This window comes from Aliiroseovarius sp. xm-d-517, from assembly GCF_013283135.1.
Lineage (GTDB): Bacteria > Pseudomonadota > Alphaproteobacteria > Rhodobacterales > Rhodobacteraceae > Aliiroseovarius > Aliiroseovarius crassostreae.
In genome coordinates this window covers 2,638,598-2,661,817 of record NZ_WBXT01000001.1, presented here as the reverse complement: position 1 = coordinate 2,661,817, position 23,220 = coordinate 2,638,598, and the positions used below count along the sequence as shown (strand labels likewise).

Genomic DNA, 23,220 nt, shown 5'->3' with positions numbered 1-23,220 from the left:
CCGCCGCCTTCCGGCATCACTCCCAGGTTGGGTGGAACTTTCCTGCGGGGGAGAGGGTGAAGATTTCACACCCTTCGGCGGTCACGCCAACCGAATGCTCAAACTGCGCTGACAGGGATTTGTCGCGGGTGATCGCGGTCCAGTCATCACCCAAGATCCTTGTGTCAGGGCGGCCCAGATTGACCATCGGTTCAATGGTGAAAAACATGCCTTCCTCCAGAACCGGGCCGGAGCCTGGCCGACCGTAATGCAACACGTTGGGGGGGGCATGGAACACCCGGCCCAGACCATGCCCGCAGAAGTCGCGCACCACGGACATTTTCTGCGCTTCCACGTATTTCTGGATCGCGTGCCCGATGTCACCAAAGGTGTTGCCCGGTTTGACCGCTGCAATTCCTTCCATCAGCGCCTGATGGGTGACATTGATCAGGCGGTCCGCGAAGGGTTTGATTTTGCCGACTTTATACATGCGCGACGTGTCGCCATACCAGCCGTCAACAATCACGGTCACGTCGACATTCAGAATATCACCCTCGATCAGTTCATCATGTTTGCGCGCAGATTTCTCGTTCTTGCCTTTCGGCACTTTTGAGCCGGGGATACCGTGACACACCACGTGATTGAGCGAGATGCACGAGGCGTGTTTATACCCTTTGTAACCGATCGTGGCGGACACGGCGCCCGCTTCGTCCACCATATCCTCGATCGCCTTATCAAGCTCAGCCGTGGTCACCCCCGGCGCCACCATCGGTGCAATCCGGTCGAGGATCTCAGCGGCCAGTTGGCCCGCCGCCTGCATGCCTGCAAAATCCTCGGGGTTATAGAGGCGGATCCCTTCTCTGGTCACGCGCATCTTGTCATCCATCGACGTCATCCTTCAACGTATCCTGGGCCGCATGGCCCCTTTGCGCCTTAAATAGGCCAGTCAGGCAAGAATCGCCAGAGGCTTGCCAATATCGACACCTTCCGGGCTGATCACCGTATCATAACAGATCACCTCAACCCCTGCCGCACGGGCCTGATCAAAAGCTGCGGCATAGGTCGGGTCGATATCCCGGGCAAGGTCGAAACGGTCGCAATCCGTGCGCTGCACAAGATAGAACATCACCGCCCGATGCCCTTCCCCCACCATTTTTTCCAGTTCCGCCAGATGTTTGGCCCCGCGGGCGGTCACACTGTCGGGAAACTCGGCCAGCCCCGCCTCGCGCGAAAGGGTGACGGATTTCACTTCGACATATGTCAGCGCAGCGCCTTGCAGCAGGAAATCTATCCGGCTCTTCTCTCCGTATTTCACCTCAGGTCGCACCTGATCATAGGCCCCCAGTTCCCGAAAGGCGCGGGCCTCAAGCGCCGCTTTCAGCGCACGGTTTGGAACAGAGGTGTCTACCCCCGTGAAATGCCCGTTCTCGTGCTCCACCAGACGCCAGCCGAATTTGAGCTTTTTCTTGGGGTCATCATTGGGTTCCAGCCAGATCCGGCTGCCGGGCACCGCCAGCCCCATCATCGAACCGGGATTTGCGCAATGCGCGGTCACCTCGCGGCCATCCTCAAGCACCGCATCCGCCAGAAAGCGTTTGTAGCGTTTGGTCAGGCGGGCGGGGATCAGGGGGGTGGGAAATTGCATATCCCCGGCCTATACCGAAGACAGAAAAGGAGCAAGTGATGGCAAATCCCACCGCCGCCATGCTGGTCATTGGCGATGAAATCCTGTCGGGACGCACCCGCGATGCAAACATGCATTATCTGGCAGGCGAGTTGACCCAACGCGGCATTGACCTCAAGGAAGTGCGGGTAGTGCCGGACGAGGCGCCGACCATCATTGACGCGGTGCGGGCTTTGTCCAGCACCTATGACCATGTGTTCACATCAGGAGGGATCGGCCCGACCCATGATGACATCACCGCCGATTGCATTGCCGAGGCATTTGGCGACCATATCGACATTCGCGCCGATGCCCATGATCTTCTGGCAGCCTATTACGCGCGCGAGGGACGTGAATTCAACGCCGCGCGCCAGCGCATGGCGCGAATCCCCGATCGCGCCACGCTGATCGACAACCCGGTATCCATCGCCCCGGGGTTCACGCTTGAAAACGTGCATGTCCTGGCGGGTGTGCCCAGCGTCTTCAAAGCGATGGTGGCCAGCGTGCTGCCCCAACTCACCGGCGGGGCGCCGCTCATATCACAAACCCTTCGTATCAATCGCGGCGAAGGCGATCTGGCGGGACCACTTGCCGAGGTCGCTGCGAAATTTTCCGATTTGTCGATTGGCTCCTACCCATTCATACATGAAGGGGTGTATGGTGCGAATATCGTGCTGCGCGGCACCGAGCCCGCGCGCCTGTCTGATGCCATGACCGCCCTCAAACAGCTATTCCCGGAGGACAAATGACCGCCAACGCCAAGCTGCATCTGGAACTGCCCAGCGCCGAAACGCTGATCGAGGTCTGCGAAGCGACCTGGCCTGCCGCGAGCACCAATCGTATCGGCGCCTGGATCGTGCGCGACGGGCAAGGGGGTGGAAAACGTGTTTCCGCCGCAACCGAAAACTGGCCGACCACCGAAGCCGACCTGCCTGCGGCCGAAAAGGCGATGCGGGATATGGGCCAAGCCCCGCTGTTTCAGATCCGCGCAGGTGACGAGCATCTGGATGAGATGCTGGAAACCCATGGGTATGATCGGGTGGACGAGGTGAATATCTGGGTCTCTCCCATAGGGGACCTGTCCCGCGAAACGCCTCCTCCGGTCTCGGCTTTTGCGATCTGGCCTAAGCTTGCCGTGATGCAGGAGCTGTGGGAACGCGGTGGGATTGGCGAAGGGCGCCAGGCCGTGATGGAGCGTGCAAACTGCGTTAAGACCGGCCTGCTGGCACGCACGGATGACACCCCGTCAGGTGTCGGGTTTGTGGGCATTCATGACGACATCGCCATGGTTCATGCGCTGCATGTCGATGAGGAGTTGCGCCGGATGGGCACCGCGCGCAACCTGCTGCGTCAGGCAGCGATCTGGGCCGAGGAACATGGTGCCAAATACCTGTCGCTGATCGTCACGCAGGGCAACCACGCCGCCAACCCGCTTTACGCCGACCTTGGCATGCATCTGGTGGGCCATTACCATTATCGCGCAAAACAAGCCTGAGGAGCAGAAGATGGGGCAGAAAACAGAACGGGTAACAGCACTGGATCTGCCAATGGTCGATCCGCTGCCTGAGGATATTCAGAAATATTTCGACATCTGCGACGAGAAGCTTGGCCTCGTGCCAAATGTTCTCAAAGCCTATGCTTTCGACATGGAAAAGCTGCGCCCCTTCATGGCGATGTATAATGAGCTGATGCTGGGGGAAAGCGGGCTGAGCAAGCTGGAACGCGAGATGATCGCTGTGGTGGTCAGCTCGGTCAATCGCTGCTGGTATTGCCAGGTCGCCCATGGGGCGGCGGTGCGCGAGCTGTCCGGGGATCCAAAGCTGGGGGAGGCGATGGTGATGAACTGGCGCGTTGCCGATCTGGATGATCGCCAGCGCGGCATGCTGGCCTTTGCCGAAAAAGTCACGAAATCCTCTGCGGAAATCGAAGAACATGACCGCCAGGCCCTGCGCATACTGGGCTTTTCCGACCGGGACATCTGGGACATCGCCGCAACCGTGGGCTTTTTCTCAATGTCCAACCGAATGGCCTCTGCCGTTGGGATGAAACCGAATGACGCCTATCACGCAAGTGCCCGGTAACACGACCATTTCTGCCACGATGATTCGTCCTGTGCTCAGTCTGGTTCTTGCCCTTTCCATGGCCCTGCCCGCGGCGGCATTGGAGTTGCCGGCGGGCGCGGTCAGAACCAATGAAATCACACTCAGCCCCGCGGAATTTGCCCGTGCGAGGTTTGACGGAACAAAGGTTCCCCTATTCACGCCGCCCGGCGAGATGCAGGTAGAGGCGTGGCAGATCATTGGCAATAAACAGACCAATTACCAATTGCTGACCCCGTTGCTCGATCAGCTTTCGCAACAGGGATACCAGCAGGTGTTTCGCTGTCAGGCGGTGTCCTGCGGCGGCTATGATTTCCGTTTTGAGGTCGGGAAGTTTGGCGCGCCGGATCTGTTCATTGATCTGAGCGCCTTTCAATATGCCACCTTGCGCAAGGGGGACGACTTTGTGGGGCTGCTGGTCAGCCACGGGGGCACCGACGGGTTTGTTCAGATCTCTCGCTCTCAGACGGACAGCCCGCCAACCAGCGTGAGCACCACCCCAGCTCGGAACCAGACCTTTGGAGACCTTGGGACAGAGCTGAACACACATGGACATGTCGTCTTGACCGAGGTCAGTTTCGACACGGGGTCCTCAACCCTTGCCGCAGGGTCAAATGCGCAGCTGGAAGACCTGGCTCAGTTTCTGACCGATGCGCCGAATGCCCGCCTTGCGCTGGTTGGGCACACCGATGCCGAGGGCAGCCTTGAGGGCAACATCGCCCTGTCGCGCAAACGCGCGGCCAGCGTGCGCGCCCGACTGATCGAGGAGTATGGCATCTCTTCCACACGCCTGCAGGCAGAAGGGGTTGGCTATCTTTCCCCCATCGCCAGCAACCTGACTGCGGAAGGGCGCGAGCTGAATCGTCGCGTCGAAGCGGTCTTGCTGAACACCGAGTAGCGTCAGAGGGTGACGCCTGACCTCAAAAAAAGAGCAGCACGGGGAAGCCCGGCTGCTCAGTTGTCCCATAGACGGTAAATGTCAGGACAGGCGATATGCAGAAAATCTGGTGTTACCAGTTGTCCGGGCCTTTTTCAGCAAAGGCATGGACCAAGAAGTCAATGAAAGCGCGCACTTTCGGTTGGGTAAAGCGCCCCGGAGGATAGATCGCATAGATCCCCTGACTGTCCATGGGTAGATCAGGAATGGCGTCCTCGACCAGACCCTGCTCCAGCGCATCGGCATAAAGGAAGCTGGGAAGATAGGCGATGCCCAGCCCGGAAATGGCCGCATTCAGAAGCGACTGGCCGTCATTCACCGACAGCCACCCGGCGGAGCGCACCTGACGGATTTCCCCGGACGGTGCGGGAAGTTTCCACACATTGCCTGAGCTTTGGCTGGAATAATGCAGAAGCTTGTGGTTGTTCAGATCGTCAATCCGCTCGGGCCGGCCATATTTCTCGAAATAGGCGGGGCTGCCGACCATACGGCGGGTGGTTTCGGCAATTTTGCGGGCACGCAGAGAGCTGTCTTCCAGCTCACCCACACGGATGGCCATATCAAACCCTTCGCTGATCAACTCGACATACCGGTTGTTCAGCACCATGTTCACATTGATGTCCGGGAATTCCTGCAGAAAGTTGCCCAAAATGGGGCTGAGGTGGTTCACACCAAAATCGGTTGCGACTGAAATCCGCAAAATGCCGGAGGGGGCCGACTGCATGGATGTGACCAGACTGTCCGCCTCACCCGCATCATTCAAAACGCGGCGGGCACGATCATAATAGGCCAGACCAATTTCCGTGGGGCTTACCCGGCGTGTGGTGCGATTGAGCAGACGCGCACCAAGACGGGCTTCTAGGCTGGATACATGTTTGGAGACAGCAGACTTGGAGATCCCCATTTTCTTGGCAGCATCCGTAAATCCACCTTGGTCCACAACAGTGGCAAAGGCTTCCATTTCGGTCAGTCGATCCATTTTTTATCTTTCTACAATACTATCCCCAGCACTGGATTGTATCGCAGCCAATTGGGGCAAGACTGTGAACAGTAACGGACAATAAGGGGGAAATTAGGCGCACCGTTTAGGGCACAGCTCCAATCCCGGTCGCGCTATTCCTCTGGGCGCATGCATCGTAACCTGTTGGGATCAGGCCACTTTCAGGCAATTGATGAACGAAAAGCCTTAGAAAAAATATGCCGCAAATGTGATCCAAATTGGCAATGTCACCGCTGACAACAACGTTGTTTGTGCAATCAGCGTGGCGACCAGCTCGCGGTTTGCCCCAAAGGCCGAGGCCAGAACATGGGCGGCTGACGCGGTAGGCAGCGCCGCAAACAGCACCAGCACCGATCCGATTTCGGGCGGCAGCCCCACCAAAAGCCCCCCCAGAAGGGTCAGCGCAGGCAGGACCACCAGCTTGATTGCACAGATTGCGCCGTTGAACCGGTCAAGCCGCGCCAACGCCCCCCAGTTCATCGTGGCCCCGATGGACAAAAGCGCGATGGGAATCGCTGCACGTGCAAGCATGTCCAGCGGCGCTTGAACCGGGTCCGGCAAACGCCACCCCATAAGACCGAAAATCACCCCCCCAAGAGAGGCGAGCAGAAACGGGTTCAGGGCCACTTTGCGAAACGTCGCCCCCAACCCCATGGATCCCCCGCGCGACAGCGCAGACACCGCAAAAAGATTGGCCACAGGCACGGCCATACCAACCGCCACAGCCATCTCCGTCATGCTGCCGCGCTGCAAAAGCCCAACCGCCACCAACCCGATTGCGGTGTTGAAGCGCCATCCCACCTGCCATGCACCAGCAAAATCGAGGAACCGATCGGGTCCGAAACCCCGCGCAAACCAGCCCAGCAAAAGCCCTGCCAGCAGGATGACCCAGACCGCTGGCCCGATGACTGCCACTTTTGACATTTCAATCGGCCGAGAGGAGGCAGCGACAAACAGAAGCGCAGGAAAGAGGATTTCGAAATTCAGCCGATCCAGCCCCTGCCAGGCATTGTCCGACAGCCGACGCCGCAGCAGCCCCCCCAGCCCGACCAAGAGGAAGGAGGGCATCAATCCAAGAAAAATCGCCAAAAACAGCATGGGGACCTCATTTCCAGATGGCACCCAGTGTCTTGCCTGCCTGATGGTTCAGGTCAAAGCGATGCCGCCAGTCGCGATCCTTGGTCAATGGCACGTTTGGCGTCAAGCTCTGCCGCGACATCAGCCCCGCCAATCACATGAGCGGTGATGCCTTTTTCAGCAAGTTGATCAGCAAGTGTGCGATTGGGGATCTGCCCGGCACAGAGAATCACGTTGTCGACCTCGATCACACGCGGATTTTCCCGCGCCTCACCCGACGACACCATCAGCCCGTCCTCGGTAATGCGCTCATAATTCACTCCACCCACCATCTCGACACCCTTCATCTTGAGGGTCGCGCGGTGGATCCAGCCAGTGGTTTTCCCCAATCCCTTGCCCAGCGCCTGCGCCTTGCGTTGCAACAGCGTTACCTGACGGGCGGGAGCTTCGGGGTTTGGCCCCTCTGGTGACAGCCCCCCGCGCACCTCACCTGGGTCGGCCACACCCCATTCGGCAAGCCATTCGTTCAGGTTCTCGCTGGGGCTTTCCCCGGCCTGGGTCAGGAACTCAGCCATATCAAAGCCAATTCCGCCGGCGCCAATGATGACCACACGATCGCCGACTTGCGCCCCGTCGCGCAGCACGTCGATATAGGACAACACCTTGTCGCTGCCCTGTCCTTCGATGGCCGGGTCGCGGGGGGTGACGCCGGTGGCGATGATTACCTCATCAAAGCCCACCAGATCCTCAACCTGCACGTCCTTGCCCAGCTGCAAGTCGATGTCGGAGGCCTCCACCATCCGCGCATACCAGTCCACCAGCCCGATGAACTCTTCTTTACCCGGAATTTTCTTTGCCATGTTGAGTTGCCCCCCCACCTGATCCGCACGATCAAACAGGGTGACATCATGCCCCCGCTCATCCGCAACCAGTGCGGTGGACAATCCCGCGGGGCCCGCACCGACAATGGCAATGGATTTCGGTGTATCGGTCATGTCATAGCGCAGTTCGGTTTCGTAACAGGCGCGCGGGTTCACCAGGCAGGTCGAGATCTTGCCGTTGAACGTGTGGTCCAGGCAGGCCTGGTTACAGGCAATACAAGGCGCAATTCGATCCGCCTCACCCGCGGCGGCCTTGGCGACGAAATCCGGGTCCGCAAGGAAAGGCCGTGCCATCGACACCATATCTGCAGCACCGCTGGACAGAACCTCTTCCCCCACAGCCGGCGTGTTGATGCGGTTGGAGGTGATGACCGGGATCGACACCTGCCCCATCAGTTTCTTCGTCACCCATGTGAACGCCGCGCGCGGCACAGAGGTGGCAATGGTCGGGATGCGCGCCTCATGCCAGCCAATACCGGTATTGATGATCGTGGCGCCCGCCTTCTCAATCTCTTTCGCAAGCTGGACCACCTCGTCAAAGGAAGACCCGTTTGGAACGAGGTCGATCATCGACAGCCGATAGATCACGATGAAGTCCGGCCCCACCGCCGCGCGCACGGCCTTGACCACTTCGATCGGCAGACGCATCCGGTTTTCATAGGAACCACCCCAGCGATCCTCACGCTTATTTGTATGGGTGACCAGAAACTGGTTGAGGAAATATCCCTCGGACCCCATCACCTCAACCCCGTCATAGCCCGCCTGTTTGGCACGGGCAGCGGCGGTGGCAAAGTCGGCAATCTGTTTCTGGATCCCCTCCTCATCCAACGCCTTTGGCGGGAAAGGAGAGATCGGTGATTTCACCGCGCTGGCCGACACGCAGTCCGGCCCATAGGCATAGCGCCCCGCATGAAGAATTTGCATGGCGATCTTGCCACCCTCTTCATGCACCCGGTCAGTGACCGACTTGTGGTTGGCAATATCGGTGTCTGTGTAAAGTCCCGCCGCCCCGGGAAACACCCCCCCTTCGGCATTTGGGGCCATCCCCCCGGTGACAATCAGCCCGGCCCCGCCACGCGCCCGCGCACCGTAAAACGCAGCCACCCGTTCCCAGTCACCGCGCTCTTCCAGCCCGGTATGCATCGACCCCATCAGAACGCGGTTCTTCAGCGTGGTAAAGCCGAGGTCAAGTGGCGCAAGAAGGTGGGGATAGCTGGTCATGGTGGGATCCTGTGATTGGCATTCGTCCCAACACATTGACGTGCACGTAAAGCTCTGTCACCTGAAACGCAGCGTAAATCTGCAAAATTGCCTCAGGACCGCCCCAGCGCAAGACAGAGATCTTCTAGCTCATCGGGGGAGAAGACCGCGATCCCGGCCAACCGCAGCGCAGATGTCGTGACCCCATGCCCCGCCCGCTTTTGCCCATCATGGTGCCCACTATAAAGAACCCGCGACCCGCAGGAGGGGCTGGCCTCGGTCAACAGCGCATGGCTGCAATTCTGCGAAAGGGCGAAGGTTACTGCCTTTTGGGCCCCTTCGATAAACGCGACGGTCACATCTTCGCCCCTGAGATCCAGCACGCGCGCGCGACCAGCAAGAACGTCATCTCCGCAAAATCCGGGTTCGATTTCGGCGGGGCTGCGCGGCACCGGAAGGCCCCCCGCCAGTTCCGGACAGAACGGGATCAGCTCAGCCAGCCGCTCCAGATGTGGCAGCGGATCACCCGGCAGCATTTTGGCCTGTCCATCATAGCGCACTTTCTGCCCCAGCAGGCAGGCACTGATCAAGACGCGGCTCCGCTTTGACATCCGGTCACGCAGTTTCCAGGCAATGTTTGCGAAATGCCCGTTTCAGCATATCAAGCTCAGCGCGCAGCAGGTCCATTTCGGCCAAAACATCGTCATCAAGCGGCTGACCAACCACAACAGAGAAATGCGAGAGCTTTTCACCACTGGCCTTGTCACCGATCACGAAGGTCTGCACCCCCTCGCTCAACAATTCAGACGGGATCGGCACGCGCACAAGATAGCGGCTGGCCTGATCGGGGAGCGGTTCCACCGAGGCCCCCGGCAAGGGCTTTGCCAGATGGAACACTTCGATTTCAGGTAGGGAAGAGCCGCCAGTCACCGTTAGCTCGCCTTCCCAGACCCCTGCCAGAATGCGCGCTTTTGTCAGGGTCATTTCGGCCATGTTGGTTCCTTTCGGCAGCGATTAGACTTCGGCACGCGGGCGGCGGCTGAATGTGAGATCGCGCAGCACAATCTGGCTCATCTCCGGGTTTTCGATCACCAGGTCGATCCACATTCGCTCGACGCGTTTTTCGTTCATATTTGTGTAGGCAAGATCAAATTCGATCTCAACCTCCGCGCGGTCGGTTTCATCCAGATCCCCAAAGGGCAGCTCACGCACCAGTTGCTCGGTATTGGGGCCATGTTTGATATTGAGGCGGGCAAAGACTTCCAAAGGTTTTTCCATCTCAACCACGGCATTCATACGCACCAGATGGCGCCGCTTCAATCCTTCAACGGCGCTTTGCGGCATCTCGATCACGAGGGACAGAAACGAGCCATCAAAGCGGAACACATCCATGCGCAAGCCAAACGGGGCCAGGTCACTTTCGCGGGTATTGCGCACCTGGCGCATGGTTAATTCCGAATTTCGGCAATCATGAAACAGCATCACCTCGTCGCCAAAGCTCGATTTGCTGGGCGCGGCTGCGATCCCAATCGGTGCAATCGGCTCGCGCCACAGCTCGGGGCGATAGGACCAGTCACTATAAAGCGGTTTGGCAAAGGCGTTGGACCCAATCAAAGGCAGCGCAAGGCGACTGTCGGCAACCCGGATCACCTGGTCCAGCCTGGCCCGCAAATGCCGCGCCCCGGATCGCATGACTCGCAGGGACGCCAGATCCGCCCCTTTCGCAAGACGTGCCAATTTCGTCCAGTGTCGGGTGGCCCTCCATTGAATAAGGCGATGTCTAAGTCCGGTTGCGTATTTGGCCATGAGATCAGTTCTGCTGCGGTCCGTTCAATTAGATCCGTGAGGATGGGATTCGGTTAACTCTTTGACACTGCCATATTTATGGCGATTGTTTCCATATTCAAACCGAATAGTTTCAATTCAGCAAACGCCGAAAAAACGTCGCCGGTCCGGTTTGTGCCCCAGGTGGAGCTGCGGCCATTTCTGTCTTGGGGTTTCCCGCCTGCATCTGCGCCAGAAACGCCAACAGGATCACCTCGCCATCTCCTTCGGAGCCGGTGGCCCCGGCAAATTCCGAAACACTTAGCGCCACCACAAAGGCCCCATGCAAGAACAGTGCGCGCCATTGCGTTTTGGTCAGTTCGCCAACCGGTTGGGGGCCCCGTGTCTTGGCAATCAGCGCCGTTCCCTGCTGGTGCGACGACAGAATTTCAGCGCCCTCCCCAAGGGCCGCCTGCATCATGTCGACCTTCAGTTCACTTGCAGTTTCCCTTTGAGAACGGGTTGCCAATGCCTCTACCCGCTGAATCGATGCTGACAACAGAAACCGCGGGTCCCGCGCCTGTTTCCGACCTGAGAGGGGTGCACAGGGGCCAAGGGGGACAAAGGCGCTGGTCTCATCTTCACGAATGCCAGAGCGGATCACGCAAAACCCCGGCGGACCAACCACTTGCATTCCCCCCTGAAGCACAGCCTGTTTCTTGGGCGCCGTCCCCCCGGACAACACCTGCCCGCCTCCGGCGACGCATGCCGACAGGCCCAGAAACCACATCAATACCAACAAATTACGCAAGGAACGCCCTCCACTCTTTCCGACATACAAGAGCAAATTCGATCGGACAAGCCGTCGATCTTTCACTTTTCCCCGTTGCGACCAGACCCACGCAGGCTACAGTTGAGGGACATGTATAAGGACCCCATTATGAGTGATGTTTCCCTCCCATCCTCCAGCCCATCCTCCGGTGCAGACGCGTTTTGGACGCCTGCACAGCGTTTTCCCCAGCTGTGGCGCAGCCTTCTGGGGTTGTTCCTGATTCATGTCACTTTTTTCGCCGCCACCTTTGGTATCATCCTGGCAGGCGGCGCCCTTCTTGGCTTCAACCCGCAATCGGTGCTCGACGCGGATACGCCCGCCAAGACCATGGTCTTTTTCGCCACCTTTATCGGCTATCACATCGGCCTGTGGCTGGTGGTTCGGTTTTTGCATAAACGCCCCTATCGCAGCCTGTTCGGGCCGACATGGAAGATCCGCTGGCGCCATTTTGCCTATGGGATGATTGCAGCCCTGGCCGTTGCCGTGACAACTGCGATTATCGAAACCGGTGGCCATCTGCCGGGGACAGGCATCACCCCGCCGGACATATTCCAGCATATGGGCTTTGCGCGCTGGATCACCCTCCTGCCCTTTGCGCTTGGGTTGATTTTCCTGCAGATCATGGCGGAAGAGCTGGTGTTTCGCGGCTACCTGCTGCAACAGCTGCGGGCACGGTTTCAGCGTTTCTGGATTTGGGGTCTGCTGCCTTCGCTCATCTTCGGGGTGCTGCATTTTGACCCCACGACCTATGGCATAAACGCCTATTTCTACGTGCTGCACACGACGGTGGTCGGCGTTATCCTGTCCCTGATCACATTGCGCACCGGCAATATCGGCGCCGCTGCCGGGCTGCATATGGCCAATAACAGCACATTGCTGGTTCTGGGCAATGAAGGAAGCCTCGACGGCTTGTCATTGTTCCTGTCCGCCCCGGACCTGACCAGCCCCTATGTCGGCGCGTCGATCCTGATGCAGACCACCGCCAGCGCGCTGGCATTTGCAATCTGGTGGCGGCTGGCCCCCCGAACGCCAAAAAACCCTCAGGCAATTGCAAATGCCGTCGGGGAAGATTAACTAGGCCCAAACGACGAAGGATATGGCGATGAACTGGATCTCGAACTACGTCCGCCCACGCATCAATTCCCTGTTCTCGCGCCGCGAAGTGCCCGAGAACCTTTGGACCAAATGCACGGAATGCGGCACGATGCTCTTTCACCGGGAGCTGGCCGAAAACCTGAATGTCTGCACCAATTGCGATCACCACATGGCGATCACTCCGCGTGACCGTTTCATCGGTCTGTTTGATGGCGGTGTCTTCGCCGAGGTTGAGGTGCCGGCACCGATTGACGATCCGCTCCAGTTCAAGGATCAGAAGAAATACCCCGAACGCATGAAAGGGGCCCGTAAATCCACCGGCGAGCGCGAAGCCATGCTGGTGGCCGAAGGTGAAATCGGTCGCACACCCATCGTGGCAGCAGCGCAGGATTTCAGCTTCATGGGTGGTTCCATGGGCATGTATGTGGGCAATGCGATCATCGCCGCTGCCGAACGGGCCGTGGCCCTGAAACGCCCGCTGGTCCTGTTCTCGGCTGCAGGTGGCGCCCGGATGCAGGAAGGGATCCTGAGCCTGATGCAGATGCCGCGCACCACAGTGGCGGTCCAGATGCTCAAAGAAGCGAACCTGCCCTATATCGTCGTACTGACCCACCCGACCACAGGTGGCGTGACCGCCTCTTACGCCATGCTGGGGGATGTGCACATTGCCGAACCCAACGCCCTGATCTGCTTTGCGGGTCCGCGCGTGATTGAACAGACCATCCGCGAAAAGCTGCCCGAAGGGTTCCAGCGCGCGGAATACCTGCTGGATCACGGCATGCTCGACCGCGTCACCCACCGTAATGAGATGAAATCGGAACTGGTGACGATCCTGCGGATGCTGATGGGCCTCGGGCCTGCCGTGGCCGGCGATCTGCCTGCCCCAAGCCCTGCGGAAGACACCTCGAAGGAAGAGCCCCCCGCTGCGACCGACACCGCGACTTCCGAGGAAAGCTCTGACAAAAGCTGAGCCTGGCACAGACCCGTTCTTTGCCCGCAATACGTCGTAAACTGCCCCTCCTGCCCACATGAAATCGGGTAGGAGATCGCAAATCGTGACCACAGCATCCGAGACATGCCCACATGACCAACGCGCCTTCTTCCGACATTATCCTTGACCGCATGATGGCCCTGCATCCGAAGATCATTGATCTGACCCTGGATCGTGTCTGGCGCCTGCTGGAACAGGTGGGCAACCCGCAGGACAGATTGCCACCGGTAATCCATCTGGCTGGCACCAATGGCAAAGGATCAACCCAGGCCATGCTGCGTGCAGGGCTGGAAGGGGTGGGCAAGAAAGTGCACGCCTATACCTCGCCCCATCTGGCCCGCTTTCACGAGCGCATCCGGCTGGCAGGCGAACTGATCAGCGAAGACGCCCTGAGCGAAGTGCTGGATCGCTGCTATGCCCGCAACAATGGCGAGAACATCACCTATTTCGAGATCACCACCGTGGCCGGCCTCATGGCCTTTGCCGAAACGCCCGGGGATTACACGCTCTTGGAAACGGGTCTGGGTGGGCGGCTGGATGCCACAAATGTGGTGGACAGGCCTGCTTTGACCATCCTCACCCCGATCTCGATCGACCACACCCAATTCCTTGGCGACACCCTCACCGCAATTGCCGGTGAAAAGGCGGGTATCCTGAAGCGCGGGGTGCCCTGCGTGGTTGGGCCGCAGCCCGAGGAAGCGCTGGAAGTGATCGAAGCGCGCGCAGCCAAACTGGGATGCCCGCTCTATGTGCACGGGCAGCATTGGCATATGTGGGAAGAGCGCGGGCGACTGATCTTTCAGGATGAGAACGGGCTCCTGGACCTGCCCCTGCCCGCCCTGATTGGCCCACACCAGATCGAAAATGCCGGTGCCGCCATTGCCGCGCTACGTGTATTGGGGTTTGACGAAACCGCCTGCGAAGCCGCCATGCGCGACGTGACCTGGCCCGCCCGGATGCAACGGCTGAAAACCGGGCCGCTGGTCGACGCCGCAGGAAAGGCTGAGCTGTGGCTGGATGGTGGGCACAACCCCGCAGCAGGCGAAACCCTGGCCAAGGTGCTGGCGGATCTGCCCGAACGTGCAACCCATCTGATCTGCGGTATGCTCAACACCAAGGATATCGCGGGTTATCTGCGCCCGCTGGCCGCTGTTTCCGACAGCCTGACCGCCATTTCGATCCCCAACGAAATCAACACCCTGCCCGCCGAAACAACGGCAGCTGAGGCGGGGGCCGTGGGAATGCAGGCAAAAACCGCCGACAGCGCCGAAACGGCCCTTAGAGCACTTGTGGCCAAGGACCCCAACTGTCGCATCTTGATTTGTGGCTCACTTTACCTTGCAGGCGACATTCTGAAGACCAATGGGTGATTTGTCTGAACGCCCAAATCACCCACCAAACCAGCGGCTCCTCCCCTAAACAGGGGAAAAAAATTTTCGTTTTGTTTCAAGGAGAAGTGAGCTTTGCGATTCATCCCACTGAAACGATTCGGTTTTTCGGGGTTGGCCCTCAACAGCCTATGGCACACCCCAGAATATTGACGAATTACACCTCCATGCTCTATATATAGGGCATTCTACGGGCAATAAGTTCGATTTAGCGGACAGGCCTGTCGAGCAGTACATATAGACTTGGGGGGGTCTCATGGTTCGTTTCGCGGTAGGCGCCATGTTGGCGCTTGTGGTTGCGGCTGCGCCCAGTTTCGCGCAGCAACTCAACATCACGAAAGATAAGGCGAATGCCAGCTTCGTGATCAAGGGCAAGCCGATCACAATTACCCGCAACCAGACCCCTGACGCACCACTTCCCCCCGATTTCTCCCAACCCTCAGCCCTGTGCCCCCCTTCTTGCGTGACCGCAATGGAAGCCGCCCCCGGCGTGAGCACCGTGGGGGAGCTGGAGGTAATAGCATTCCTCGAACATGAAGTGGCGTCCGACCAGGGATTACTGCTGGACAGCCGTTCACCCGATTTGTTTGCCAAGGGATCTATCCCCGGCGCCCTGAATGTTCCGGCCGAAACCCTCACGGACAAGAACCCCTATCGGGACGAAATTCTTCGAGCACTTGGGGGCGTTAAGACTGGTCCCACGTGGGACTTCGTAAACGCGACCCCGCTGATGATTTTCTGCAGCGGTCCCGGATGTGACCAAAGCCCCCACGCCATCCGCGCCCTGATCAACACTGGCTATCCGGCACATAAAATCCGCTATTACCGGGGTGGGATGCTGGTGTGGTCCTCATTGGGGTTGACCATTACCCCCAACATGAACTGAGACTTCAGATGACGAGAAACGAAATCTATAAATATGCCCTTATCGGGGGTGGGTTTTTCTCCGCCGTTCTGATCCTGATCCTGTTGCAGCCCGAAACGCCCGACATGGAGACCGCCCTGCCTTCCGTGCCGCAGGCCACCCCCCAGGAAATGGCTGAACCGATCACCCGGGTCACCACCGTCTCGGCCAGTGTCGACACCCCGTCGTCACAGGCGACACAAGACCCCGCCGGCGACGAGCTTCTGGACCTTACAAACTCGGTGCTGGCCGGGTTGGGCGTGGAAAAAACCCCTCCCGAAACAGATCCGCTGCGGGAGATGACCTCATCCGTTCTGGCCGGGCTGGGTGCCCCCCCAATCACGAACATCCCAGTCACGGACACCGAGACATCTGAAGGCACGCAAATCTCCCAGGCTTCAGATGACCAGATCCGCGCCCTGCTGAGCGAAGCCATTGATCGCGGAATGATATCCGTGCCCGCGGCGATGCGCACGGCAGAAGGTGAGATCGACAAGGACACGCTGATCAACCAGCTGGCCCGTGCGGCCACAGGTGAAACAGCCCACCCGCCAAGTGATGAACTGATTGCCGGGGGCAAAGGCGTCGAAGTTCGTGTGGTCCAGCAGGCAGACAAGACATTCCAATATCGGTTCTACACGGTGCAGCGTGGCGACAGCCTGGGGGCAATTGCCCAGAAATTCTACGGGGATGCCGGTGAATACACGCGCATTTTCGACGCCAATCGCCGTCTATTGCCGACCCCGGACCAAATCCGGGCCGGTCAGCGCCTGACCATTCCCTCGCTGAGCACCGGAGCATAAGGCCTTTCACTCTCGGCCATGGCGGGGAAAAATGCTGCAAGCGCCGCACACCCCCTACAGGGCTGCGCGGCTCTCATCCAGAAAAGCGCGGGGACAAGCTCAGCTTCCCCAATCCTTGTCCTGCATTTCACGCAAGCGGCTGGCGGTGCGCTCAAATTCGAACGACCCCTCCCCCTCGACATAGAGCATCTCCGGCAGGGCGGCTGCTGAGGCGATCAGGCGAACCTTCGCCTCATAAAGCGCGTCAATCAGCGTGACAAACCGCTTTGCCTCATTGAAGTTGGACCGCGACAGGCGGGGAATATTGTCCAGCACCAGCACTTTCAGCGCATCCGCGATGACAAGATAATCCCCCGGACCAAGCATCGCCCCGCACAGGTCATGAAATCCTGCCCGGCCTGCACCATTGCGATACGCGGGAATGACAACATCTCGCCCCTTCACCGACAAGGTCAGAGGCTCCGAATGCCCCCCTGTCATATCCTGCCAGATCGCATTCATTTCAGCCCGCGCTTCGGCATTGGCCGGTGAGAAATAGACCTGCCCCCCCGCAAGCCGGTCCTGCCGGTAATCATTTGGGCTGACCAGCTCATGCACAACCATCTGATCTTTGATCAGTTGGATAAAGGGCAGGAACAGCTGTCGATTGAGGCCATCCTTATAAAGCTCATCCGGGTGGCGGTTTGATGTGGTCACCACCACCACACCCGCGTCAAACAGCTTTTCAAACAGCCGCCCGACAATCATGGCATCCGTGATATCGGTGATCTGCATCTCATCAAAGGCAAACAGGCGCACATCAGCAGCGATCTTGTCCGCCACCGGACCAAGCGGATCATCCACCCCGGTCTTGCGCGCGGCATTCAAACCCTCATGCACCTCTTGCATGAAAGCATGAAAATGCACACGGCGCTTGGCTGGAATATTCAGGTTTTCGACAAAAAGGTCCATCAGCATGGATTTCCCACGCCCGACCCCACCCCAAAGATAAAGCCCCTGCGGCACTTCAACGGGCTTATGGAAAAGTCCGCCAAGAATTCCGCGCTTGCGGGTCGGGGCGGCCTCAAGATGCGCACGAACATCCTCTAACGCAGGCAAAACGGCCTCTTGTGCAGGATCCGGGGTTATGTCGCCCTTACGGGCCAGTTCAGAGTAAATTTCGATCAGACTGGTCATGTCTGATCCATAAAACGTGATGTCAGATAAGGAAAGGTGAACCGACACATCAGAAACCAAGAATTGACCGTCCGGCCGAATTTGAGATGTTTGTGACATGACAGAAACACGCGCGCCCCTCATTTCACCGGTTCTTGTGGCCGGTTGCCTCATCATCCTGGTCGGATTTGCGATCCGCGCCTCTTTTGGCGTGTTCCAGATCCCAATCGCTCAGGAGTTCAACTGGCCGCGGGCGGAATTTTCGCTGGCCATTGCCATCCAGAACCTTGCATGGGGCTTTGGCCAGCCGATCTTCGGTGCCATTGCCGAGAAGCTGAGCGACCGCAAGGCGATCATCATGGGGGCGCTTGTCTACGCCTTCGGGCTTGTCGCCTCATCTTTCGCCGTCACACCCGGCGCCCATCAGCTGCTGGAAATCGCCGTGGGGTTCGGCATCGCCGGCACCGGCTTTGGCGTGATCCTCGCGGTGGTCGGCCGCGCCGCAAGTGACGAAAACCGCTCCATGGCGCTCGCAATCGCCACCGCCGCAGGCTCAGCCGGACAGGTAATCGGCGCCCCTGTCGCGGAATTCCTTCTGAGCATGATGAGCTGGCAGGACGTGTTCCTGATTTTCGCCGCCGCCATCCTCTCCACCCTTGCTCTTCTGCCCCTGATACAGACAGACAGCACCGCAACCCGGGCAGAGCTGGAAGAGAGCCTCGGCCAGATCCTGCGCAAAGCTTTTCGCGACCCCAGCTACACGCTGATCTTTCTGGGGTTCTTCTCCTGCGGCTATCAGCTGGCCTTCATCACCGCACATTTCCCGGCCTTCGTAACCGAAATGTGCGGTGCTATCGACCCATCCGGCACATTGGCCTCAATCGGCGTATCCACCACATCTGCGCTCGGGGCAATTTCGATTTCCCTGATTGGGCTTGCCAATATTGCCGGCACCCTGCTGGCCGGGTATCTGGGCAAGAGCCTGCCGAAGAAATACCTGCTCGCTGCAATCTATGCCGGGCGCACGGTCGTCGCGGCCCTGTTCATCATGATGCCAATCACACCAACCTCAGTGATCGTGTTTTCAATCGCCATGGGGTCCCTGTGGTTGGCGACCGTTCCGCTCACATCAGGGCTGGTCGCCCATATCTATGGGTTACGTTACATGGGGACACTTTACGGGATCATCTTTTTCTCACACCAGCTGGGCAGCTTTCTTGGGGTGTGGCTCGGGGGGCGGATGTATGACGCCTTTGGGGATTACACCATGGTCTGGTGGTTCGGCGTGGGCATCGGCGCATTCTCGGCAATTGTCCATTTGCCGGTAAAAGAAACGCCACTCGCAGCCCGCACAGCATAGCCGTCACCCCCCCCTTCCTCTTGCTCAAAATATCCCCGCCGGAGGCAAGACATTCCCGAGCAAAGCGAGGCCACCGCCAAGCCCTGCGACCATCAGGTCGTCAGGGCGCGGCAACCACTCTTACACTGGCAACGCGGTGGTTTTGAACACGGTCCGAAGCGCAAAACTCGACTGCATGCCCTGCACCCCCGGCAGGCTGGCCAGATACTGCCGATGAATGCGCGCGAAGTCCTCGGTATCTTCGGCCACCACTTTCAGCAGGTAATCGGATTTCCCCGCCATCAGGTGGCATTCAAGCACATTTGGAACCAGCGACACCTGACGCTCAAATGCATCCAGCACCTCATCCGCCTGACCGGAAAGAGTGATCTCGACAAACACCGTGCTGGGACATTTCATTTTTCGGGCATTCAAAAGGGCGACATAATCCTTGATATACCCCTCCGCCTCAAGGCGCTGGACCCGCCGATGGCAGGCAGAAGGGGACAGGTTCACGCGATCAGACAGATCCGCATTTGAGATTCTGCCCGTCTTTTGCAACACCCCCAGGATGCGGCGATCTATACTGTCGAGTTCCATTATTACACAACTTCCTTGCGCCGATTGCGCTATCGTCAGGATTTTCTTCGAGGTTAACATAGCAAGCACCGCAAAATTTTCAAAACAATTGCACCAAATTTCTGCTCAAAATTAGGGCAGTTTACGAACAACGGCGCAGGGAAAGAGGAGACACCCATGCTGATCGGATGCCCGAAAGAAATCAAACCGCAAGAATTCCGCGTGGGTCTGACCCCCGCCGCCGCTGGCGAAGCCATTGGGCGGGGTCACTCGGTAATCGTTGAAACCAATGCCGGCATGGGCGCTGGCTTTACCGACGACGATTATGTGGCCGTCGGGGCCACCATTCTGGACACTGCCGAAGAGGTATTTGCCAAGGCAGACATGATCGTGAAGGTGAAAGAACCCCAGGCCATCGAGCGCAAAATGCTGCGTGAAGGTCAGCTCCTCTTTACCTACCTGCACCTGGCTCCGGATCCCGAACAGACCAAAGATCTTCTGGAAAGCGGCTGCACCGCAATTGCCTATGAAACCGTGACCGATGATCGCGGCGGCCTGCCGCTGCTGGCACCAATGTCCGAGGTTGCCGGTCGTCTGGCACCGCAGGTCGGCTCCTGGACCCTGCAAAAGGCCAATGGCGGCCGTGGCGTTCTGATGGGCGGCGTGCCCGGTGTTGGCCCGGCCAAGGTTGTGGTCATCGGCGGCGGTGTCGTCGGCACCCATGCTGCCAAGATCGCAGCCGGAATGGGCGCGGACGTGACTGTTCTGGACCGCTCGCTGCCGCGCCTGCGTTACCTTGATGACGTCTATGGCGGGGTCTTCAAGAACCAGTATTCCACTGCCGCTGCCACCGCCGAACTGATCCAGACCGCCGACATGGTGATCGGTGCCGTTCTGATCCCCGGCGCTGCAGCTCCGAAACTGATTTCGCGTGAACAGCTGTCCACCATGAAACCCGGCGCGGTGCTGGTGGATGTGGCCATTGACCAGGGCGGCTGCTTTGAGACCTCCCGCGCCACCACCCATGCAGACCCGATCTACGAAGTGGATGGCGTCATGCATTACTGCGTGGCCAACATGCCGGGCGCCGTCGCCCGCACCTCGACCATCGCCCTTGGCAACGCCACCCTGCCCTTCATGCTGTCGCTGGCTGACAAGGGCTGGAAAGAGGCCTGCAAGGCCGACAAGCACCTGCTGAACGGTCTGAACGTACATGCCGGCAAACTGACCTATGCCGCCGTGGGCGAAGCCCTTGGTCTGGACTGCATCACCCCGGAAGAGGCGCTTGCGATCTGATCACCGCCATTGAGAACACAGGACAAGCCCCGCCATCCGGTGGGGCTTTTCTTTTGCGGGAACGGAGGTGCAGAATCAGATGAAAACATCCAGCTGGGCCAGATCATTTCCCAACAAAAAACCCCGCCAGAGGCGGGGGTTTTGTTCGATATGGTAGCGTGGGGCGGACTTGAACCGCCGACCCCAGCATTATGAGTGCTGTGCTCTAACCAGCTGAGCTACCACGCCATCTCATATCGTGGGCGGTGAGTATTCCAAGCCGCGCATGGTGTCAAATGGAAAGTGTATTATTCTCCATCACCCCGCGCATTTTTTTGCCTCATCCCTTCTTCTGGATCTCGACCGTATGGGGATAGGGGATCGAAATGCCCTTGGCATCAAAAGCTTCCTTGACGGACTGGGTCAGGTGGAACTTCACCTCCCAATAATCCGCAGCTTCAACCCAGACACGGCAGGTCAGGTCGACCGAACTGTCACCCAGATTTGTCACCCGCACCCAGGGTTCAGGATCCGCAAGCACCCGCGCGTCACCAGACACGACCTCAAGGATCACGTCTTTCGCCACATTGGCATCATCGCCATAGTCGATCCCGAACACCATATCGACGCGACGGGTATCATGAGCCGAATAATTGGTGATGATCGCCCCCCAGGCCTGACCATTCGGCACGATGATCTGCACATTGTCCGTGGTGGCCAGTTCCGTCACAAAAAGGTTGATATCCTTCACCGTGCCAGAGGTGCCGTTGATATCCACGAAATCCCCCAGCTTATACGGGCGGAACACAACCAGCATCACACCTGCCGCCAGATCCGACAGGGTGCCTTGCAGCGCCAGACCAATGGCCAGAGAGGCCGCGCCAAGGATGGCAACAACCGAAGTGGCCTCGATCCCGAAGATCCCCAGAACCGCCACCAGCACCATCGCCAGCACAACCCATTTCACAATACTGGCCAGAAAATTGCCCAAGGTGGGGTCAATGCCCTTGGTCTGGTTCACACGTTTGCGGGCGAATGCACCAAGGCGGCCGGCCACGATCCAGCCGACAACAAGCACCAAAAGGGCCTGCCCCACATTCAAAATCATCGGGCCCCAGGCCCCGGAAAGAAGTTCGCTCATGTCTTTGCCTTATCTCATGCTCCGCTTCGGAGCGTGTTGCACATGAAAAGGGACGGCCAGAAGGCCGCCCCGAATTGACGCCACCCCAAGGGGCAGCAGGTGTTGGTCTCAGGCCTTTTTCAGCGCGTCACGGATCTCGGTCAAGAGCTCCAGTTCGGTGGGACCTGCAGGGGCCTCTTCGGCCACCTCTTGCTCTTTTTCAGCGGCGGCCTCTTTCACCTTGTTGACATAGCGCACCAGCATGAAGACCACGAATGCGATGATCAGGAAATTGATCACGGCCATCACAAAGGCCCCGTAGGCGAAAACCGCAGCCCCGGCTTCGCGGGCGGCCTCAAGCGATGCCCCTTGCGGGACCGAGCCTGCAAGCACCACATAAAGGTTGGTGAAATCCACCCCGCCGGTAAACAATCCGACAAATGGGTTGATCAGATCCCCCACCATGGATTTGACAATTGCCGTGAAGGCGGCCCCGACGATGATCCCGACGGCCATATCCATCACATTGCCCTTGGCAATGAAATCTTTGAACTCTTGCAGCATAACAGCCCCTTTCCCTTGTTCGCGCACCGGTTGACCGGTTGTGTGCATACCCTAATGCAATCACCTGCTGCGTGAAAACAGGGGAAATGGCGTCAAGCACTCCCCTCAGGAGGGCAGGACGCCTGTTTGCACATAGCGCAGGATTTCCGCCACCTGACCGGGGTTGCGGGCCACGGCAAGGGCGGCGGCATCCACCTCTTTCAACGCGTGATCATGGTCTGGTTGCTGCAAAATGATCAAAGATTTGCCCTTGGCTGCCGCATAACCGGCATCAAAAGCTGCGTTCCACTGACGGTATTTTTCGCCGAAGCGCACCACCACCACATCGGCCTCTTCAATGCCCTTGCGGGTGCGGATCGCATTGACCATCGCCCCTTTGTGGTCGTGCCAGTATTTGTTCGGCTCCTCGCCCAGGATCGCCACGCCGCAATCGTCCGATGCGTCATGGTCGGTCACCGGAGAAGAGAAGCTTACATCCAGCCCGTCACATGCCGCGATGATCTGATCACGCCAATCGGTGTGGATTTCGCCGGAAAGATAAACGGAAAGTGTCATAGGAAGCCCTTTCATCCCTA

General features: G+C 58.8%; 26 protein-coding genes and 1 tRNA gene. 11 read left to right on the top strand and 16 right to left on the bottom strand.

Going from position 1 to position 23,220, the window contains the following annotated elements; genetic code table 11:
• Window positions 1-16 precede the first annotated feature (16 nt).
• Entirely contained in the window at window positions 17-865 is an 849-nt protein-coding gene (gene map / locus XMD517_RS12685) for a type I methionyl aminopeptidase (RefSeq protein ID WP_173484845.1), read from the bottom strand.
• Between the two features lie 60 nt (window positions 866-925).
• Window positions 926-1,624: a DNA/RNA nuclease SfsA gene (gene sfsA / locus XMD517_RS12680; RefSeq protein WP_173484844.1), complete on the bottom strand. Its 699-nt coding sequence runs from the start codon at window positions 1,622-1,624 to the stop codon at window positions 926-928.
• Between the two features lie 38 nt (window positions 1,625-1,662).
• On the opposite strand from sfsA, the gene XMD517_RS12675 reads away from it, so the two are divergent.
• From XMD517_RS12675 to XMD517_RS12660, 4 genes are read left to right on the top strand one after another with little or no spacing between them, the layout of a single operon-like run.
• Window positions 1,663-2,391, top strand: coding sequence for a molybdopterin-binding protein (locus tag XMD517_RS12675; RefSeq protein WP_173484843.1), 729 nt, complete (start codon window positions 1,663-1,665; stop codon window positions 2,389-2,391).
• Window positions 2,388-3,137 carry an N-acetyltransferase gene (locus XMD517_RS12670; RefSeq protein ID WP_173484842.1) on the top strand — a complete coding sequence of 250 codons (750 nt, stop codon included), beginning with the start codon at window positions 2,388-2,390 and terminating at the stop codon, window positions 3,135-3,137. The genes XMD517_RS12675 and XMD517_RS12670 overlap by 4 nt, the downstream gene beginning before the upstream one ends.
• Window positions 3,138-3,147: 10 nt before the next feature.
• On the top strand, window positions 3,148-3,723 hold the full coding sequence (locus XMD517_RS12665) for a peroxidase-related enzyme (protein ID WP_173484841.1): 576 nt from the start codon (window positions 3,148-3,150) through the stop codon (window positions 3,721-3,723).
• The gene (locus tag XMD517_RS12660; protein WP_173488044.1) at window positions 3,695-4,639 is read left to right on the top strand and encodes an OmpA family protein; all 945 of its coding nucleotides are present in this window, start codon (window positions 3,695-3,697) and stop codon (window positions 4,637-4,639) included. The genes XMD517_RS12665 and XMD517_RS12660 overlap by 29 nt, the downstream gene beginning before the upstream one ends.
• Window positions 4,640-4,751: 112 nt before the next feature.
• Here the strand turns inward: XMD517_RS12660 and XMD517_RS12655 are convergent, their stop codons facing one another.
• The 7 genes from XMD517_RS12655 to XMD517_RS12625 form a co-directional block, all read right to left on the bottom strand.
• Window positions 4,752-5,657, bottom strand: a complete 906-nt coding sequence (locus tag XMD517_RS12655; RefSeq protein WP_055187408.1) for a LysR family transcriptional regulator — start codon at window positions 5,655-5,657, stop codon at window positions 4,752-4,754.
• A gap of 207 nt (window positions 5,658-5,864) precedes the next feature.
• Complete coding sequence (locus XMD517_RS12650; RefSeq protein WP_173484839.1) at window positions 5,865-6,776, bottom strand: AEC family transporter; 912 nt, start codon at window positions 6,774-6,776, stop codon at window positions 5,865-5,867.
• Between the two features lie 53 nt (window positions 6,777-6,829).
• Window positions 6,830-8,857, bottom strand: a complete 2,028-nt coding sequence (locus tag XMD517_RS12645; RefSeq protein WP_173484838.1) for an NADPH-dependent 2,4-dienoyl-CoA reductase — start codon at window positions 8,855-8,857, stop codon at window positions 6,830-6,832.
• Between the two features lie 92 nt (window positions 8,858-8,949).
• Window positions 8,950-9,447: a DUF523 domain-containing protein gene (locus XMD517_RS12640; RefSeq protein ID WP_173484837.1), complete on the bottom strand. Its 498-nt coding sequence runs from the start codon at window positions 9,445-9,447 to the stop codon at window positions 8,950-8,952.
• A gap of 4 nt (window positions 9,448-9,451) precedes the next feature.
• Window positions 9,452-9,829: a hypothetical protein gene (locus XMD517_RS12635; RefSeq protein WP_173484836.1), complete on the bottom strand. Its 378-nt coding sequence runs from the start codon at window positions 9,827-9,829 to the stop codon at window positions 9,452-9,454.
• Window positions 9,830-9,850: 21 nt separating this feature from the next.
• Complete coding sequence (locus tag XMD517_RS12630) at window positions 9,851-10,642, bottom strand: DUF6478 family protein (protein ID WP_173484835.1); 792 nt, start codon at window positions 10,640-10,642, stop codon at window positions 9,851-9,853.
• A 112-nt stretch (window positions 10,643-10,754) separates the two neighbouring features.
• Complete coding sequence (locus XMD517_RS12625) at window positions 10,755-11,411, bottom strand: hypothetical protein (RefSeq protein WP_173484834.1); 657 nt, start codon at window positions 11,409-11,411, stop codon at window positions 10,755-10,757.
• A 129-nt stretch (window positions 11,412-11,540) separates the two neighbouring features.
• Between XMD517_RS12625 and XMD517_RS12620 the strand changes: the two genes are divergently transcribed.
• From XMD517_RS12620 to XMD517_RS15640, 5 genes are all read left to right on the top strand, one after another.
• Window positions 11,541-12,506 (top strand): CPBP family intramembrane glutamic endopeptidase, encoded by a 966-nt coding sequence (locus XMD517_RS12620; RefSeq protein ID WP_173484833.1) that lies wholly within the window; start codon window positions 11,541-11,543, stop codon window positions 12,504-12,506.
• Window positions 12,507-12,534: 28 nt separating this feature from the next.
• Window positions 12,535-13,497 (top strand): acetyl-CoA carboxylase, carboxyltransferase subunit beta, encoded by a 963-nt coding sequence (gene accD, locus XMD517_RS12615; protein WP_173484832.1) that lies wholly within the window; start codon window positions 12,535-12,537, stop codon window positions 13,495-13,497.
• A 113-nt stretch (window positions 13,498-13,610) separates the two neighbouring features.
• Window positions 13,611-14,888: a folylpolyglutamate synthase/dihydrofolate synthase family protein gene (locus XMD517_RS12610; protein ID WP_173484831.1), complete on the top strand. Its 1,278-nt coding sequence runs from the start codon at window positions 13,611-13,613 to the stop codon at window positions 14,886-14,888.
• 274 nt (window positions 14,889-15,162) lie between these two features.
• Window positions 15,163-15,792: a rhodanese-like domain-containing protein gene (locus XMD517_RS12605; RefSeq protein ID WP_173484830.1), complete on the top strand. Its 630-nt coding sequence runs from the start codon at window positions 15,163-15,165 to the stop codon at window positions 15,790-15,792.
• A gap of 8 nt (window positions 15,793-15,800) precedes the next feature.
• The gene (locus XMD517_RS15640; protein WP_217360406.1) at window positions 15,801-16,613 is read left to right on the top strand and encodes a LysM peptidoglycan-binding domain-containing protein; all 813 of its coding nucleotides are present in this window, start codon (window positions 15,801-15,803) and stop codon (window positions 16,611-16,613) included.
• On the opposite strand, the gene XMD517_RS15860 is transcribed toward XMD517_RS15640, so the two are convergent.
• A complete protein-coding gene (locus tag XMD517_RS15860) occupies window positions 16,574-16,795 on the bottom strand; it encodes a prepilin peptidase (protein WP_368493346.1) in 222 nt (73 codons plus the stop codon). The genes XMD517_RS15640 and XMD517_RS15860 overlap by 40 nt on opposite strands.
• On the bottom strand, window positions 16,713-17,789 hold the full coding sequence (gene zapE / locus XMD517_RS12590; protein WP_173484828.1) for a cell division protein ZapE: 1,077 nt from the start codon (window positions 17,787-17,789) through the stop codon (window positions 16,713-16,715). Before zapE ends, XMD517_RS15860 begins: the two co-directional genes overlap by 83 nt.
• A gap of 97 nt (window positions 17,790-17,886) precedes the next feature.
• Between zapE and XMD517_RS12585 the strand changes: the two genes are divergently transcribed.
• Complete coding sequence (locus XMD517_RS12585) at window positions 17,887-19,128, top strand: MFS transporter (RefSeq protein ID WP_173484827.1); 1,242 nt, start codon at window positions 17,887-17,889, stop codon at window positions 19,126-19,128.
• Window positions 19,129-19,248: 120 nt separating this feature from the next.
• On the opposite strand, the gene XMD517_RS12580 is transcribed toward XMD517_RS12585, so the two are convergent.
• Window positions 19,249-19,707: an Lrp/AsnC family transcriptional regulator gene (locus XMD517_RS12580; RefSeq protein ID WP_173484826.1), complete on the bottom strand. Its 459-nt coding sequence runs from the start codon at window positions 19,705-19,707 to the stop codon at window positions 19,249-19,251.
• 156 nt (window positions 19,708-19,863) lie between these two features.
• Between XMD517_RS12580 and ald the strand changes: the two genes are divergently transcribed.
• Window positions 19,864-20,982 carry an alanine dehydrogenase gene (gene ald / locus XMD517_RS12575; protein WP_173484825.1) on the top strand — a complete coding sequence of 373 codons (1,119 nt, stop codon included), beginning with the start codon at window positions 19,864-19,866 and terminating at the stop codon, window positions 20,980-20,982.
• A 151-nt stretch (window positions 20,983-21,133) separates the two neighbouring features.
• On the opposite strand, the gene XMD517_RS12570 is transcribed toward ald, so the two are convergent.
• The 4 genes from XMD517_RS12570 to XMD517_RS12555 all read right to left on the bottom strand — a co-directional run bounded on the left by XMD517_RS12570 (window position 21,134) and on the right by XMD517_RS12555 (window position 23,200).
• Window positions 21,134-21,210: transfer RNA gene (locus XMD517_RS12570), tRNA-Met, on the bottom strand.
• Between the two features lie 91 nt (window positions 21,211-21,301).
• Complete coding sequence (locus tag XMD517_RS12565; protein ID WP_173484824.1) at window positions 21,302-22,102, bottom strand: mechanosensitive ion channel family protein; 801 nt, start codon at window positions 22,100-22,102, stop codon at window positions 21,302-21,304.
• Window positions 22,103-22,210: 108 nt separating this feature from the next.
• Window positions 22,211-22,645 (bottom strand): large conductance mechanosensitive channel protein MscL, encoded by a 435-nt coding sequence (gene mscL / locus XMD517_RS12560; RefSeq protein ID WP_173484823.1) that lies wholly within the window; start codon window positions 22,643-22,645, stop codon window positions 22,211-22,213.
• Between the two features lie 105 nt (window positions 22,646-22,750).
• Window positions 22,751-23,200 carry a YtoQ family protein gene (locus tag XMD517_RS12555; RefSeq protein ID WP_173484822.1) on the bottom strand — a complete coding sequence of 150 codons (450 nt, stop codon included), beginning with the start codon at window positions 23,198-23,200 and terminating at the stop codon, window positions 22,751-22,753.
• Between the last annotated feature and the right edge of the window lie 20 nt (window positions 23,201-23,220).